The sequence below is a fragment of the Streptomyces sp. NBC_01408 genome (assembly GCF_026340255.1).
In the GTDB taxonomy this organism is placed as follows: Bacteria; Actinomycetota; Actinomycetes; order Streptomycetales; family Streptomycetaceae; genus Streptomyces.
This window is the reverse complement of record NZ_JAPEPJ010000001.1, coordinates 4400802-4415396: the sequence shown is the minus strand read 5'-3', so window position 1 is coordinate 4415396 and position 14595 is coordinate 4400802. Positions and strand designations below refer to the sequence as shown.

Genomic DNA, 14595 nt, shown 5'->3' with positions numbered 1-14595 from the left:
CACCGTCAGTGCGGGTCCGTCACGACGCGGATGACGAGCTTGCCGCGTACGTGACCTCCCCTCAGATAACGGATGGCGTCGGGGACTTCGTCCAGCGGGTAGGTCCGGTCGATCGCGGGGGTCATCGAACCGGCCTCGATGAGCTCCGCGAGGACCTTGAGGTCGTCGTGGCGCACCACGGAGGCCAGCGCGCGGAGCCGCTGCCCGACGAACGGCGACAGCAGCATCGCGCGCAGCTGGCGGTCGTTGCCCCCGATCCACCGGCCTCCGCCCTCACCGCCGACGATGACGAGGGTGCCGCGGGGGGTGAGGGCGCGCCGGAGGGCGCGGAGGGGCCGGTTGCCCGCGATGTCGAGGACGAGGTCGTGGCGGCGGCTGCCGTCCACGGGGTCCTCACGGGTGTAATCGATGACCTCGTCGGCACCGAGGGAGCGGACCAGGTCCGTCTTGGCGGTGCCGCACACACCGGTGACGCGGGCCCCGAAGGCCTTGGCCAGCTGTACGGCGTAGCTGCCCACGCCGCCCGACGCGCCTATGACGAGGACGCTCTGCCCGGCCGTGACTCCCCCGGCGCCGCCGAGGGCCTTCAGGGCGGTGCAGGCGGACACCGGGACGGCCGCCGCCGCTTCGAAGTCCAGGTTGCGCGGCTTCAGCGCCAGCCGGCCCTCCTTGGCGCAGGCGTACTCGGCGAACGAGCCGTTGCCCTCCCCGTACACCTCGTCACCCGGGCGGAAGCGGACCACCCCGGGCCCCACGGCCTCCACCCGGCCCGCGAGGTCCAGTCCGCGTACGCGGTCCTTGGGCGCGCGCAGTCCGAAGCCCGCGGCGCGGATCGCGTACGGACGCCCCTCCAGGAGATGCCAGACGCCCTGGTCGACGGCGGCCGCGTGGACCCGTACGAGCACCTCGCCCTCCCCCGGGACCGGCCGCTCCACTTCCTCCGTGCGCATCACGTCGGGCGGTCCGTACACGTCGTTGACGACGGCTCTCATGGTGTGTCTCCCTCGGTCTCGGGGTACTGGAACACGCGGTCGAGCGGGACGGCGAACACCCGGGCGATCTGGAAGGCCATCTCCAGGGTGGGCGAGTAGCGGCCCTGCTCGATGGCGATGACGGTCTGGCGGCTGACGCCGATCCGGCGGGCGAGTTCGGCCTGGGTCATCTCGTCGTGGGCGAAGCGCAGGGCCCGGATCGTGTTGGTGACCCGCGTCGCCCTCACCACGGGTGGAACCCGAAGCGGTAGGCGACGAGCTTCGCCACGGATCCGAGGACCGAGGACAGGACGAAGGCCAGGTAGATCGCGTTCGCGATCCAGAACGGGGCGGCCTCGGCCATCGCCAGGGCGAGCCCGGCCACGCCTCCGACCACCACGAACGACTGCCCGACGTACTCGCCGAACCGGTGGATCTCGCGGTCGCGCTGGTCCTTGGTGTTCTCGCACTCGGGCGAGAAGGCCGTCACGAGGATGTGGAGCACGATCGACACGGCGATCGCCGCGCCCACGGTCCACAGCAGTGCGGCCACGTACGGCGCTTCGGCCAGCGGCACGCCCGCGGGCCGCCCGAGGACCACCCCCAGGTACACGGCGTACGAGGCGATGGCGACCACGAGCATGATCCAGGCGCGTTTCTCTTCTGCTGCCACTCCGACTCTCCCCATGTCAAACAAACCTGACACCGTGAGTGTCAAGGAGTCGCAACACCATGTCAAGTTTTCTGTACCTCACTCCCCCGGGAACGACGACGGCCCGCCGCCCCCTGCTGGGGACGACGGGCCGTGGTGGGAGCCTGCGGGAGTTACGGGCGGCGGCGCGGCTTGCCGCGCTTGGCACCCTTGGTGCCCTTGGCGCCGCCGGAACCGCCCGAGCCGCCTCGCGCGCCCTTGCCGGCACCGCCGGACTTGCCCGAACCGGCCGCCTTGCCGGATCCGGGCTTGCGCTGCGCGCCGCCCGCCTCGGGGCGTTTTCCCTTGGGCTGCGGCGGGGTCGGGGGCCGGCCGCGAGTGCTGTTGACGGTCCGCCCGCGGACGATCCCGATGAACTCCTCCACCAGGTCGGTGGTCTCCTCCTGCGGCCAGGACAGCGCGACCCGCGATTCCGGGACGCCCGAGACGGGCCGGTAGGTGAGGTCCCTGCGGTGGTACAGGCGGGCCAGCGACTGCGGGACGACGAGCACGCCCACCCCGGCCGCCACCAGCTCGATGGCGTCCTCCGTCGTGGCGGGGCGCTCCATCGCGGGCCGGCCGGGCGGGCGCTCCCAGTCCAGGGTGTCGTCGAGGGGGTGCAGCACGATCTCGTCGGCCAGGTCCTCGGCGGACACCTCCTCGACGGCCGCCACGAGGTGATCCTTCGGGATCACGACCACGGTGGTCTCGGTGTAGAGGGGGATCGCGCTGAGGTCTTCCCGGTCGACGGGCAGGCGTACGAATCCCGCGTCGGCGGCGCCGCCCCGCAGCACGCCGAAGGCCTCGGCGGCGGGGGCCGCCACGAGGGTCAGGGGGATGTCGGGCAGCCGCTCGTTCCAGATCCGCACCCACTTGGTGGGCGTCACTCCAGGGACATACGCGAGCCGGAACGAAGGGGTTGTTTCCGAGCCTGTCACTCCGCCAGGTTACCGGTCGTGGTCGGAGGTAGCGCACATGCTCGATACCCTTGACCCCATGACGTCGCACCAGAGCACCCAGACCATGAAGCCCGCGACCGCGGCGAAGAAACTGGGTGTGTACCTCGAGGCCACCCCCGCAGAGTTCCAGGAGGGTGTCGTCTCGCGCACCGAGCTGGCCGCGCTGCAGGCCGACCCGCCCCAGTGGCTGCAGGACCTGCGCGCCAAGGGCCCGCACCCGCGTCCGGTGGTCGCGGCGAAGCTGGGCGTCTCCATCGCGGGTCTGGCCCGCGGCGGGGTCACCGAGCCCCTCACCACGGAGCAGATCGAGGCGCTGAAGAACGAGCTTCCCGACTGGCTCCAGCGGGAGCGCGCCACCCAGGCCGAGGTCCGCAAGGAGACGGTCCGCATCAAGGAGAAGAAGGCGGAGCAGGCCGAGAAGCAGGGCCCGCCGCGTTCCTGAGTTCCGTTTGAGCCGATGAACCGCCGTGGGGCGGGGGTCCGAAGACCCCCGCCCCACGGTCGTCCCACGGGTCAGTCGTTGACGCAGACGTTGCCGACGGCCGGGTTCAGCAGACCGATCACGTTGACGCTGTTGCCGCAGACGTTGATCGGAATGTGGATGGGGACCTGAATCACGTTGCCCGAGAGCACGCCCGGGGAGCCGATCGCCACACCCTCGGCCTTGGCGTCGGCGGACGCCGCCGAGGCACCGCCGGCGATCGCCATGGCGACGGCCAGGGCCAGACCAGCACTCTTCAGAACACGGGACATGGGAAGTCTCCTAGTGGTTCCAGAACGGCGCCTGTGCGCCGCGCGTCCCCAACGGGGCCGCATCTTCTCTTCGGCAGGAATTCCCTTCCCGATCGGCCAACGAGGGCTGGTTCCCTCGAAAGGGTGGGTCCACCCCTCCTGCATTTGGGCTGCCGCCGGACGGGCCCCGTCGGGGCGCGCCCAGCCGTGAACATGGCGGACACCTCCACAGGGTCACCGGGGACTGTGGTGCCCGCGCACATGGGCCGCAGGGCCGGCTGTCTCTAGCGTTTGCGGCCATGACGAGCGAACTTCACGCAGTTCCCGACGCCCTCCCGCGCGGCGCCCACGGGGTCGACCTGACGGGACGCACGGCCCTCGTGACCGGCGGCGGCAGCGGTATCGGGCGGGCCTGCGCGCGGGCACTGGCCGAGGCAGGGGCCCTCGTACACGTGGTCGACCGCGACGGCGCGGCGGCCGACGAGGTCGCCCGTGCCACCGGCGGCCTGGCCCATGAGGTGGACCTGGCGGACGCCGGGGCCCTACGCGGGCTCCCCCGCGAGGTGGACGTCCTCGTCAACAGCGCAGGGCTCCAGCACGTGGCGGCGATCGAGGAGTTCCCGCCGGAGCGGTTCGAGCTGATCCAGCGGGTGATGGTCACCGCGCCGTTCCTGCTCCTGCGGCAGTGCCTGCCGCACATGTACGCGGGCGGGTGGGGCCGCGTGGTGAACATCTCCAGCGTGCACGGCCTGCGGGCCAGCCCGTACAAGTCCGCGTACGTCGCCGCCAAGCACGGCCTGGAGGGGCTGAGCAAGGTCACCGCCCTGGAGGCCGCCCCGCACGGGGTGACCAGCAACTGCGTCAGCCCCGGCTACGTCCGTACGCCGCTGGTCGAGGGGCAGATCGCGGCCCAGGCCGCCGCCCACGGGGTCGCTCCCGAGGAGGTCGTCGGCGGCGTGCTGCTCAGCCGTTCCGCGATCAAGCGGCTGATCGAACCGGAGGAGGTGGCGGCGGTCGCCGTATGGCTCTGCGGGCCGCACACCGGCTACCTCACCGGCGCCTCCATCCCCCTCGACGGCGGCTGGGGCGCCCACTGAGGGGCCGGCCGGTACGCGGCGCCGCGCCACCCGCTCCGCCGACTTGCGCGAGGGCCGCGAAGGGCGTTGGTTCGAAGTAGGTGCGTACGCGGTTTCCGTCTCCCCTGGACTGGGGGTGAACCCCCGTGCTGTTCGCCCATCGCGCTGACGCGGGGCAGCGCCTCGCCGCCGCGCTCCGGCACCTGGAGGGCGCGGATCCCGTCGTCCTGGGCCTGCCCCGCGGCGGGGTCCCGGTGGCCTTCCAGGTGGCCCGGGCGCTCGGCGCCCCCCTCGACGTGGTCGTGGTCCGCAAGCTCGGCGTGCCCCACCACCGCGAGCTGGGCTTCGGCGCCATCGGCGAAGGCGGTGTACGGGTCATCAGCGAGGACATCGTCCGCCTCGGCCGGGTCCGGCCGGAGGACAGCGCGGCGGTCGAGCGCGCGGAGGAGGCGGAGCTCCTGAGGCAGGCCCGCAGGTTCCGCGGGGACCGGCCGCGGATACCGCTCGACGGCCGCACCGCGATCGTCGTGGACGACGGGGTCGCGACCGGCGCCACCGCGGCGGCCGCGTGCCAGGTGGTCCGGGCGCTGGGCGCGGCGCGGGTGGTGCTGGCCACGCCGGTGGCGCCGCCGGACGCCGCCTCGCGGCTGCGCTCCTCGGCTGACGAGGTGGTGTGCCTGTCCACGCCGCACGCGTTCCGCGCGGTCGGCGAGTGGTACGCGGACTTCACCCAGACCTCCGACGAGGAGGTCGTCGCGCTGCTGGCCGAGGCCGAAGCGGAGGCCGAGCGTGCAGCCCGGCCCGCCCGGCCCACCGGATCCGCAGGGTCGGTCGAGCCCGGCCCGGCCCCCCGGTCCGCCGAGGTGACGGTCGAGTCCGACGGCCTCACGCTGGCCGGTGACCTCGTCCTGCCGCCCGGCGCCCCGGCGGTCGTGGTGTTCGCCCACGGCTCCGGCAGCAGCCGCCACAGCCCGCGCAACCGGTCGGTGGCGCGGGCCCTCAACCACGCGGGCCTGGGCACCCTGCTCTTCGACCTGCTCACGCCCGCGGAGGAAGCGGACCGGGCGAACGTGTTCGACATCGAGACCCTGGCCCGGCGGCTCACGGACGCCACCCGCTGGCTGCGGCAGCGCGCGTCCGGGCCCATCGGCTATTTCGGGGCGAGCACCGGAGCCGCGGCCGCGCTGCGGGCCGCCGCCGCGGCCGACGCGGACATCGCCGCCGTGGTGTCCCGGGGCGGCCGCCCCGACCTCGCCGGGCCCCTGCTCGCCGACGTACGGGCGCCCACCCTGCTCGTCGTGGGCGGCCGCGACTCGACGGTGCTCGGCCTCAACCGGCAGGCCCTGGCGGAGCTGCGCTGCGAGAAGGAGCTGGCCATAGTGCCCGGCGCCACCCACCTCTTCGAGGAGCCGGGAGCACTGGCCGAAGTGGCCGGCCTCGCCCGCGCCTGGTTCACGAGCCACCTGACTCCCCCGACGGGCCACCTCGACGACACCTCCTAGAGGGGGTCCAGCTCGCCCAGGCCCATGGCACGCAGGGTGTGGTTCGCCATCTGCAGGTGGCCGGCCGCGTTGGGGTGGGCCGGGTCGTCGAGCCACGGGATCGGGTCGGCCGTGCCGTGGTGCTCCAGCCAGTGGGCCTCGTGGTCGACGAGCAGCGCGCCGGTGTCCTCCGCGATCTCCCGCACGGCCCGGCAGTACGCGGGAAGTGCCGCGCGCCGTTCCCGGCCCGAGGCGCTGACCAGCGCCGGCGTGTGCAGGACGACCTGTGTCCGAGGGTTCGCCCCGGCGATGATCCGTCTCATCGCCTCGTGGAAACGGGGCAGTCCGTCCTTGCCGGCGAGGCAGTCGTTGGTGCCGAGCGACACGGACAGCACATCGGGCTCGAACCGGCCGATGAGGTGGTCGCGGGCCGCGAGCACGTCGGCCGCGCCCCACGCGGAGACGCCGGTGTTGACCACGACGTCGGTGAGCCGGTCCAGCTGCCACCGGACCCGCTCGTGCAGGTGCTCCACCCAGCCGCGGGCGCCGTGGGTGTGCAGCACGGCCTGGGTGATGCTGTCCCCGGTCGCCACCCAGGTCATGGGCCCGTCCGCCAGCCGGATCATGGTGTGTCCCCTTCGCCTCCGGTCGCCGCGCGTCCTTGACGAGCGCGGTGCCCCGCCGGTGGGCCATGCTGCCCGGCCAAGATCACGGGCACAATGCCGGCCGTCACAGCCGCAGGATGAGCAGGGCGGTGTCGTCGGTGGCGCCGACCGGCGGGATGAGGTCGGCCAGGAGGGCCTCGGCAAGGGCCTCGGGGTCGCTCCCCCGGTGGCGGGAGAGGGAGTCGGCGAGCCGGTGGAGTCCGGTGTCGATGTCCTCGCGGCGGCGTTCGACGAGTCCGTCGGTGTAGAGGACGAGCGCGGAGCCGTCCGTGAAGGCGGTCTGGGCCTGGGGACGGGCGGTGTGTTCGGGGCGGGCGCCGAGCGGGGGGTCGGTGGCCTGGTCGAGGAACGTCAGCGTGCCGTCGGGACCGCAGAGCGCGGGCGGCAGGTGGCCGGCGCTGCTGTAGGTGAGGGTGTGGCTGCTCCAGTCGATGAAGACCGACACGACGGTGGTGGATTCCGCGCCGTCGACGGCGCGGGCGTAGAGCCCGAGGACTTCGAGGGCCTCCGCGGGGCCGGCGGCGACGTGGGAGGCGGCGGACAGGGCGCTGCGGAGCTGGCCCATGACACCGGCGGCGTGCAGTCCGTGGCCGACGACGTCACCGACGGCGACGGCGGTGCGGTTGCGGTCGGGCAGGTCGACCAGGTCGTACCAGTCGCCGCACACGTTGAGGGAGCCCGTGGCCGGCCGGTAGCGCACGGCGGCCCGGTGCCGGCCGAGCGGGCGCAGCGCGGGCAGCATCGCTTCCTGGAGGTGGAGGGCGACCTCGCGGGCGCGGGCGTTGGCCTCGCGCAGGCGTTCGTTGACCTCTTGGAGTTCCTGCGCGCGGCGGACGAGCTCGGCTTCCAGGACCTGGGCGCGGTCGTCGCCGCTGCGGGTGCCGCGGGCGCGGATGAGCTCGGTGATCTCCTCCACCCGGTGCAGCAGCAGCGCCACTGACCCGTCCGGGCCGCGGACGGGGCTGTTGACCGGGCTCCAGTACCGTTCCTCCCACTCGCCGGGCCGGTCGAGGTGCTCCACGTCGTAGCGCTGGGGGGCCATGACGTCGCGCTCGCCGGTGGCCGCGACCCGCAGCAGTGACGCCCGCAGGTTGCGCACGCCGGTCGCGTCGGGGTCATGGGGATTGTCGGGGAAGACGTCGAAGAGGTAGCGGCCGATGATCTGCTCCCGGGTGCGCCCCGACATGGTCAGGAACGCCTCGTTGGCGTCCACGTACACCAGATCGGTGGTCAGCAGCGCGACCGCGCCGGGCAGGGCCTCGAAGACCGCCCGGTAGTCGGTAGGCCTGAGCGCCGGGACCGGCAGGTCGCGGGGGCCGGTCACCGTCCGACGGTGTTCATCAGGACGATGGCCACGAGGTTCAGGAGGATGACGGTCATGACGCCGCCGATCATGACCCAGGCCCTGCGTGATTCGTCCATGCGTACGAGTCACCTCCCGACTCAGACGTACCGCCACGCGCGGGTCCCGCGGTCGCACCGGGGCCCCGCCCGCCTCCCGCCATGATGACCCCGTTCCGCGCGGAGCACAGGTCGGCCGCCGGGGTGGGCGTGGCCGGTCAGGAGACCCAGGCTCCGGTCATGCCGAGGACCGCCGAGCCGTCCTGGTCGGCCAGCTTGGTCCCGGTGAACCCGCGGGCCCACGGCGAGGTCTGGATGCGGAACGCGGGACGGTCGGCGGTCAGCGCCTCCATGACGGCCTCGGCCGCGCCGGCCGGGGTCTGGGCGCCGTCCAGGAACTGGCCGACCGTGCGCTCGACGTACTGGCGCAGCGCGTCGGCGTACGGGCCGGCCGCGGCGATCCTGGCTTCGATGTCGAGTCCGATGTTGTTGACGAACTCCGTGGCCACGGCGCCCGGCTCGATGACGGATACGCTCACGCCCACGGCGCCCGCGACGGGGGCCAGGCTCTCCATGTACCCCTCCACGGCGAACTTCGCGGCGCAGTACGCCTCGTTGAAGGGCTGGCCGATGACGCCGCCGACGCTGGTGACCGTGATCAGGCGGCCTCCGGTGGCCCGCAGGTGCGGCAGTGCGGCCTTCGAGACGTTCAGCACGCCGAAGAAGTTGACCTCCATGACCTCGCGGACGTCGGCGACGGATTCGAGCTCGAGGGTGCCGACGTGCCCGGCGCCGGCGTTGTTCACGACCGCGTCCAGACGGCCGTAGTCGGCGATCACGCCGTTCACGGCGGCGGCGACGGAGTCCTCGTCGACGACGTCGAGCTGCCTGATGTCGAGTTCCACGCCCGCCTCGGCGGCGGCCTTGCGCAGGGCGTCGGCCCGGCCGGTGTCGCGCAGGGTGGCGACCGTGCGCCATCCGGCCCGGGCGGCGGCGATGGCGGCCGCCAGGCCGATGCCGGAGGAGGTGCCGGTGATCAGGACGGTGCGGGGGGAGGTGTCGGGGGTGGTGGGGAGGGTCGACATGGCGGGTGCCTTTCACGGGGGATTTTTATGTGCGTGCACACACACTATAAAATTATGTGCGCGTACACGCAACATCTAGACTGCGGACATGCCGAAAAAGCTCACCGAAGCCGAGATGCCGGCGGCCGACTACGCGTTCTACGGGCTGGTCTGGGCCGGCACGGTGCTGACCGACCGCGTCGACCGGGCCCTCGTGAAGGCCCACGACCTCCCCGTGTCCTGGTTCGAGGTCATGCTGTGGCTGGCTTCCAGCCCCGAGCCCGTGCCCGCTTCCGTTCTCGGCAACAGCACGCTGCTCAGCCGCAGCCAGGTATCCCGGGTCGTGGACGCCCTCCAGACCAGGGGCCTGGTGACCCGCACACCCTCGGCGCGTGACGCCCGGTCGGTGGAGGTCTCCCTCACCGAGGCGGGACGTACGGTGTTCGCCGAGGCCGACGCCACCCGGCGCGAGGCCCTGGCGCCGGTCTTCACCGACCTCCTCGACGAGCGGGACCTGGAGGCGCTGGGAACCGTATGGCGCAAGCTCAAGGCCGAGAAGGGCCGCATTACGGAGTCCCCCCGCAGCCGATAGCACCGCCGGCACCCGCCGCGGGGCCGGGGAGGGGCCCCACCGCCGCCCCTCCCCCCTGCGGTCGTACCGGCGATCGTTCAGGAGACCGAGGTCTGCCCCTCTAGTTCGGTCAGCTTCACGGTGCACAGGCCCCCGCGCCCGGCCGTCACCCCGGTCACCTTGAGCTGCGTGCCCGGCGCGAGGATGAACTCCTCCTCGCCCGTGAACGCGGAGAAGCTGCGGATGCCCACCGCCCGGGCGGGGACCACCTCGAAGAGCGTCCGCTTGCCGCGGCTGCCGAGGAATGCCCGTGCCACTCCGGGCTCGGACGTGCACGAGGACACACCCCACCAGGTCACGGTCCGGCCGAGCGGGTACTGCGCGCGCAGGTCCAGCGCCACCCCGCGCCACAACGGCTCCGTGCGGGCGGGAAGCTGCGACACCGCCGAGAACAGCAGCCGCAGATACGGGAGGTACGGAACCACCGCGGCCCGGTCCGGCGAGCGCAGGACGGCGTTGATCTCCCGGTAGAACGCGGACTCGCAGGTGTAGAGGTAGAGCGCGGCGATCGCATCGGCGGGCAGGCCGCCGGGCGCTTCGTCCGCCCGCCTCTTGCCGAACTCGTGCGACAGCCTGACGTGCCGGTCGAGGTTCGACAGCAGCTGGGCGACCGGGCCGACGGCGTCCTGGAAGGACATGAGCGGGGTGTCGAACACACCGGTGATCGCGGGGAGGACGAGGCCCTCGTCCTTGACGCCGGCGAGCCGGTCGAGGTACAGCTGGTGCAGCTCCATGGTGGACGCGATGAACGCGCCCATGCGCTCGGCGACGTCACCGTCGCCGTCGCCGTTCGGCCCGTCGGCCTCCGCCGCGTGCTTGTTCCACCCTTCGCTCGGCAGCCAGTCGATCTCGTCGGCGCCCAGCGAGGCGAGGGCCGCGTTCACCGTCGCGAAATGGTCGCCTTCGCAGAAGACATCGCCCTGCGCCGCGGGATTGGGATGGTCGATGTGCCGGACCTCGACCTCCGGGTACTTCTTCTGGAGCCGCAGGACGACCTTCTTCAGACTGCGCGCGTGAGCCCCCCACCAGGCGAAGACGACACCACGGTCCTCCTCGTCGGCGTTCTGCTTGGCCCGGAGTATCTCTTCGACGATCCCCTCGGCGACCGGACGCCAGAACGCCGTGTGCCGGTCGGTTCCCGTCGCCCCGTCGCTGCTGGCGGTGAGTGCCGCGTTCAGCAGGAGTACGCCCTGCGTGAGCATCGCCTGGAACCACTCCGGCGGCTGGACGGTCTCCTGCTCCTTCAGGAGCGCCCGGACGTCGGCGATCGGAGTCTTCTTGGGGATGCCGTACTTCCACATCGCCGCCGCCTTGATGATGCAGCGGATGCTGACGACCCTGCCGAACTGGCTGTCCTTCCAGTCGTGGAAGGTGTTGTCGAACATGGCTATCCCCGTGGCGCTCTCCGGCCGCGGGTACGGGTTCTGGCCGAAGACGACGACCTTCCACTTGTGCGGCGGGTGGGGCTTGAGCGCCTGGAAGGTCAGTTCGCGGACCGGGACGACCTCCGGGCTGCGGCCCGGGCCGATGAACGAGGCCGCGTCCGGCTGCGCCTCGATGACGGGCTTCAGCACCGGAAGCCACGGTTCACCACCGCCCTTGAACAGTTCGGCGAGGGCGAGCGGGTCAGTGGTGCCGGGTCCGGCGGGGACGTGGGAATCGCGCATGGTGAGGGCACTCCGAAAGGTCGAACCGTGGTGGTGGGGCTGCGAGCAGCGAGGTGCTTGTTTTCTACGCGACGGCTCTGACATCCGGCGGTCCGCACCCCCTGACGACAGGTCACCGGCCCACGCGGGCAGCCGCGTTGTCAGTGGGCTGCCGTAGCGTCGTGAGCAGTGGAAAGACCCCTTCTCGATCGGAGTGGACCATGACCGTGAACCCCGTGCAGACGCCCCTCAGGGTGGTGCTGACCGACATCAGCAACGACGTGGTGGAAGCGTGGCGGGCCGCCTTCTCCGACACCCCCGGGATCGAGATCCGCAAGGGCTCGATCCTCGACGAGCGGGTCGACGCCTGGGTCACCCCGACCAACTCCCGGGGCCGGATGGACGGCGGGGTCGACGCGGTGATCAAGCGGCACCTCGGAGCGGGCATCCAGCTGCGCGTACAGCGGGCGATCCGCGACCAGTTCGCGGGGAGCCTCCCGGTGGGGAGCGCGGTGTGCGTTGCGTCCGGGGCGGCCGACCCGAAGTTCCTGATATCGACGCCCACGATGGAGACGTCCTCGCAGAACGTGAGCGAGACCCTCAATGTGGCCCTGGCGTGCGCCGCCGCGTTCCAGGCGGTCCACCGGCGGAACAAGGAGGCGCCCGGCAGCATCCAGTCGGTGGCCTTGGTCGGCATGGGCGCCCGGACCGGCCGGGTGCCGGCCCGGGTGTGCGCCAACCTGATGTGGACGGGCTACACCTTGTTCAACGACTACCGCTTCGAGGACTACGAGGACCTGCGCCGCACGATCGTCGCGCAGCTCGACGACATAGAGAACGCGCCCGCCGAAGGCCGGATACGCATCGCGCCCCCGGCGTCGCCCAGGCTTGCGTGACGGTACCGGCCGGGAGCGTCAGCGCCCGGTCGCGGGGTGCGGGCACCCCTGCAGCGCCGGGCGGTCCCTCGTGCGGACGGCGGGGAGCCATGCTGTGGGGGGTGTGGAGCCGGGCGGGAGGCGGACGTGGAACCAGCGGGTGGACTGCAGGTCCGCCTCGTCGATGATGGCCCGGCCGTCGGGCAACTGACAGTCGACCGCGAGGACGTCGCCGTGCCACACCCGGGACGGTACGACGTTGTCCGCGGTGTACTGGCGCATCGGGTCGATCGCCAGGCCCAGACTGCACTGCGGGTCCCGGTCGGCCCGCTCCTGGCAGCCTTTCTCCGCATTGAACACCCGGATCGTGCCGGCCGCCGCGCCCTCCAGGCCGTCCAGTGCGGAGGAGCTCGCCCGTGCCGCGTCCGACCACAGGGTCGTACCGGCGATCCCGCAGAACGCGGTGGCGAGGATCGCGGCGCGGGCCCGGCCCCACAGCCGTCCCGCTCCCCTCCCGCGCGCCCCCTGTTCGGCGGTGATGCGGGCGAGCAGGCTCTCGGCGGTGTGCGGGGCACGCGCCGCGTGGGTCGGGGCGAGGCAGTCGGCGGCGAGCTCGCGCCAGAACGGCGGCACGGCCTGGTCCATGCGCAGCGGCGCGCGCCCTTCGCCGTACTCCTGGACGGCGGCGCCGCGCGCCATGGGCGTGGCGCCGGAGAACGGGGAGGCGCCGGAGCCGAACACCTCGTGGATGATGATGCCCAGGGCCCAGATGTCGGCACTCGGCCGGACCTTCACGCCCAGCTCCCCGAGGGGTGCCCGCCAGCGCTCGGGCGGAAGGTAGTCCAAGGTGCCCATGGGGGGCGCGTACCCATACGTTCCCGTCATCTGGGTGGCGAGCCCGAAGTCCGAGAGCTTCACGGAACGGCTGCCGTCCAGCAGGACGTTCTCCGGCTTGAGGTCGGCGTGGACCCAACCCGACCGGTGGAGGTGGGCGAGTCCCTCGCAGATCCCCGCGATCAGCCGGGCGCGGTCGGCCTCGGCCACCCCGGCGTCGAGGAGTTCCCGCAGGCTGCCCGCGGCCCGCTCCATGACCAGCACGATCGCGCCGTCCAGGGCGGGGCGGTCCGGTGCCTCGAGGACGAAGGAGTCAAGGAGGCGGATCAGCCGCGCGTGCCCGGCCCTGCGTCCCAGTTCGACCTCCCGGCGGGCGGACTCCACGATCCTGCGCGTCTGGCGCGGGGCGTACCCGGCGGTCGGCATGATTTTGAGAGCGATGTCGGCGGGTGCCGCGGACGGGTGCGCGGGGGCCCGGCCGGTCCGGTCCGGGTACCGGTCGGCAGGCCGTGCGGCGTAGACCGTGGACCAGCCTCCGGCCCCGATCAGGTCGGTGATCGTCCAGCCTCGCACCCGGTGGCCGGGCGGGAGCAGGTCCGTACCGTCACATTCCGCGATGTCGCGCAGGGTGTGGGGCGTCGTCATCGCTCGGTCTGCCGCTCTCGCCCGCCGGCCCCCGTCAGGGGTGGCAGCAGCGTCAGGTGCTCCTCGCGCACGAGCCCGAACCGCAGGGCGAGCCCGACGATCTCCTCCCGCTTGCCGTTGCGGCGGTCACCCTTGCCGGGTTCGCGCGGGTCCGAGGCGCCGATGCGCAGCTTCTCCTCGGCGAGGTAGTCGATGTGCGAGCTGACCGCTCGCGCGGTCAGGGTGGCGCAGGCGACGTGGCCCCTGAGCCGTTCGACGATCTGGGGCGTGGTGGGGACCGCGACGCGGGACTGGTCACGCAGGCGCGGTTCGCAGAGCGCGAGGAGTACCAGGAAGTAGGTGGCCGTCTCGTCCAGCGAGTAGGCGGTGACCGTGAGGCGGCCCCAGGGGGCGCCCATGGCCTCCGGGTCCAGGTAGACGTGATCGGGAGCGAACACCTGGAAGGAGACGGGGACGTCGCTGCGGGTGGGCAGCACGACGCGCGAGAACTCGAACGGGACGGGTGCCCCGACCCGGCGGGGCGGGACCCTCAGGTACTCCCCGGCTCCCTCCGGGTTCTCCACGAGGTAGCTGTGGGTGGTGCTGTGGTTCGTCAACTGCCAGTGGTCGTCGGTCACGCGGATCTCCCCGGCGAGCCGGGAGATCGCCGCGTCGGCGAGGCGGAGCTCCACGGGGATCTCCGCGGATCCGCGTCCGAAGCGGGCGACTTCGCCCGGTCCGAGCCGTAACGTCACCGCATCGCCGTACGGTTCGCCGCCGTCGGCGCCACTGCACCCCTGCGGCAGATGAACGACTACCCCGCTCACCGCTCCCCCCGTTCCACGCGTCGTGCCGGACCGACGAGTGGAAGAATACTCATCTCTCAAGGGAGTTCATCGGCGCACTTCAGCCACTTCGGCCGGGACGGCCCGTCGGGTCGGACAGCCCGCACCGGCTGCCCCGGGAGGCTCTCCGAGCCCCTTGCCGGGAGGCTCGCCGGCCCTC

16 protein-coding genes are annotated in these 14595 nt (G+C 72.5%); 5 read left to right on the top strand and 11 right to left on the bottom strand.

Going from position 1 to position 14595, the window contains the following annotated elements; translation table 11 throughout:
• Nucleotides 1–5 precede the first annotated feature (5 nt).
• The 4 genes from OG447_RS20140 to OG447_RS20125 all read right to left on the bottom strand — a co-directional run bounded on the left by OG447_RS20140 (nt 6) and on the right by OG447_RS20125 (nt 2600).
• Nucleotides 6–992: an NAD(P)-dependent alcohol dehydrogenase gene (locus OG447_RS20140; RefSeq protein WP_266938206.1), complete on the bottom strand. Its 987-nt coding sequence runs from the start codon at nt 990–992 to the stop codon at nt 6–8.
• Nucleotides 989–1192, bottom strand: coding sequence for a helix-turn-helix transcriptional regulator (locus OG447_RS20135; protein ID WP_323181836.1), 204 nt, complete (start codon nt 1190–1192; stop codon nt 989–991). Before OG447_RS20135 ends, OG447_RS20140 begins: the two co-directional genes overlap by 4 nt.
• Nucleotides 1193–1215: 23 nt before the next feature.
• Nucleotides 1216–1644, bottom strand: a complete 429-nt coding sequence (locus OG447_RS20130) for a hypothetical protein (RefSeq protein WP_266938204.1) — start codon at nt 1642–1644, stop codon at nt 1216–1218.
• Between the two features lie 152 nt (nt 1645–1796).
• Complete coding sequence (locus OG447_RS20125) at nt 1797–2600, bottom strand: LysR substrate-binding domain-containing protein (RefSeq protein WP_266938203.1); 804 nt, start codon at nt 2598–2600, stop codon at nt 1797–1799.
• Between the two features lie 58 nt (nt 2601–2658).
• On the opposite strand from OG447_RS20125, the gene OG447_RS20120 reads away from it, so the two are divergent.
• Nucleotides 2659–3063 carry a DUF5997 family protein gene (locus tag OG447_RS20120; protein ID WP_266938202.1) on the top strand — a complete coding sequence of 135 codons (405 nt, stop codon included), beginning with the start codon at nt 2659–2661 and terminating at the stop codon, nt 3061–3063.
• 71 nt (nt 3064–3134) lie between these two features.
• On the opposite strand, the gene OG447_RS20115 is transcribed toward OG447_RS20120, so the two are convergent.
• Complete coding sequence (locus tag OG447_RS20115) at nt 3135–3374, bottom strand: chaplin (RefSeq protein WP_323181796.1); 240 nt, start codon at nt 3372–3374, stop codon at nt 3135–3137.
• A gap of 278 nt (nt 3375–3652) precedes the next feature.
• On the opposite strand from OG447_RS20115, the gene OG447_RS20110 reads away from it, so the two are divergent.
• Nucleotides 3653–4450, top strand: coding sequence for a 3-hydroxybutyrate dehydrogenase (locus OG447_RS20110; RefSeq protein WP_266938201.1), 798 nt, complete (start codon nt 3653–3655; stop codon nt 4448–4450).
• Between the two features lie 125 nt (nt 4451–4575).
• Complete coding sequence (locus tag OG447_RS20105; protein ID WP_266938200.1) at nt 4576–5931, top strand: alpha/beta fold hydrolase; 1356 nt, start codon at nt 4576–4578, stop codon at nt 5929–5931.
• Here the strand turns inward: OG447_RS20105 and OG447_RS20100 are convergent.
• The 3 genes from OG447_RS20100 to OG447_RS20090 form a co-directional block, all read right to left on the bottom strand.
• Nucleotides 5928–6536, bottom strand: a complete 609-nt coding sequence (locus tag OG447_RS20100; RefSeq protein ID WP_266938199.1) for an SGNH/GDSL hydrolase family protein — start codon at nt 6534–6536, stop codon at nt 5928–5930. The genes OG447_RS20105 and OG447_RS20100 overlap by 4 nt on opposite strands.
• 103 nt (nt 6537–6639) lie before the next feature.
• The gene (locus OG447_RS20095; protein WP_266938198.1) at nt 6640–7899 is read right to left on the bottom strand and encodes a PP2C family protein-serine/threonine phosphatase; all 1260 of its coding nucleotides are present in this window, start codon (nt 7897–7899) and stop codon (nt 6640–6642) included.
• A gap of 235 nt (nt 7900–8134) precedes the next feature.
• Nucleotides 8135–9001 (bottom strand): SDR family oxidoreductase, encoded by an 867-nt coding sequence (locus OG447_RS20090; protein ID WP_266938197.1) that lies wholly within the window; start codon nt 8999–9001, stop codon nt 8135–8137.
• Between the two features lie 88 nt (nt 9002–9089).
• Here OG447_RS20090 and OG447_RS20085 point away from each other — a divergent pair, with 88 nt between their 5' ends.
• Nucleotides 9090–9572: a MarR family winged helix-turn-helix transcriptional regulator gene (locus OG447_RS20085; RefSeq protein ID WP_266938196.1), complete on the top strand. Its 483-nt coding sequence runs from the start codon at nt 9090–9092 to the stop codon at nt 9570–9572.
• Nucleotides 9573–9649: 77 nt separating this feature from the next.
• Here OG447_RS20085 and OG447_RS20080 read toward each other — a convergent pair whose 3' ends face one another.
• On the bottom strand, nt 9650–11278 hold the full coding sequence (locus OG447_RS20080; protein WP_266938195.1) for an ADP-ribosyltransferase domain-containing protein: 1629 nt from the start codon (nt 11276–11278) through the stop codon (nt 9650–9652).
• A 200-nt stretch (nt 11279–11478) separates the two neighbouring features.
• On the opposite strand from OG447_RS20080, the gene OG447_RS20075 reads away from it, so the two are divergent.
• A complete protein-coding gene (locus tag OG447_RS20075) occupies nt 11479–12153 on the top strand; it encodes a macro domain-containing protein (protein WP_266938194.1) in 675 nt (224 codons plus the stop codon).
• A gap of 18 nt (nt 12154–12171) precedes the next feature.
• Here OG447_RS20075 and OG447_RS20070 read toward each other — a convergent pair whose 3' ends face one another.
• Nucleotides 12172–13611, bottom strand: coding sequence for a serine/threonine-protein kinase (locus OG447_RS20070; RefSeq protein WP_266938193.1), 1440 nt, complete (start codon nt 13609–13611; stop codon nt 12172–12174).
• Complete coding sequence (locus OG447_RS20065; RefSeq protein WP_266938192.1) at nt 13608–14417, bottom strand: serine/threonine protein kinase; 810 nt, start codon at nt 14415–14417, stop codon at nt 13608–13610. Before OG447_RS20065 ends, OG447_RS20070 begins: the two co-directional genes overlap by 4 nt.
• Nucleotides 14418–14595 lie beyond the last annotated feature (178 nt).

Bases quoted from the DNA above. Each gene is read 5' to 3' on its own strand.
- OG447_RS20140 (WP_266938206.1), bottom strand. From the start codon at position 992: ATGAGAGCCGTCGTCAACGACGTGTACGGACCGCCCGACGTGATGCGC.
- OG447_RS20120 (WP_266938202.1), top strand. From the start codon at position 2,659: ATGACGTCGCACCAGAGCACCCAGACCATGAAGCCCGCGACCGCGGCG.
- OG447_RS20115 (WP_323181796.1), bottom strand. From the start codon at position 3,374: ATGTCCCGTGTTCTGAAGAGTGCTGGTCTGGCCCTGGCCGTCGCCATG.
- OG447_RS20110 (WP_266938201.1), top strand. From the start codon at position 3,653: ATGACGAGCGAACTTCACGCAGTTCCCGACGCCCTCCCGCGCGGCGCC.
- OG447_RS20100 (WP_266938199.1), bottom strand. From the start codon at position 6,536: ATGATCCGGCTGGCGGACGGGCCCATGACCTGGGTGGCGACCGGGGAC.
- OG447_RS20090 (WP_266938197.1), bottom strand. From the start codon at position 9,001: ATGTCGACCCTCCCCACCACCCCCGACACCTCCCCCCGCACCGTCCTG.
- OG447_RS20085 (WP_266938196.1), top strand. From the start codon at position 9,090: ATGCCGAAAAAGCTCACCGAAGCCGAGATGCCGGCGGCCGACTACGCG.
- OG447_RS20080 (WP_266938195.1), bottom strand. From the start codon at position 11,278: ATGCGCGATTCCCACGTCCCCGCCGGACCCGGCACCACTGACCCGCTC.
- OG447_RS20075 (WP_266938194.1), top strand. From the start codon at position 11,479: ATGACCGTGAACCCCGTGCAGACGCCCCTCAGGGTGGTGCTGACCGAC.
- OG447_RS20070 (WP_266938193.1), bottom strand. From the start codon at position 13,611: ATGACGACGCCCCACACCCTGCGCGACATCGCGGAATGTGACGGTACG.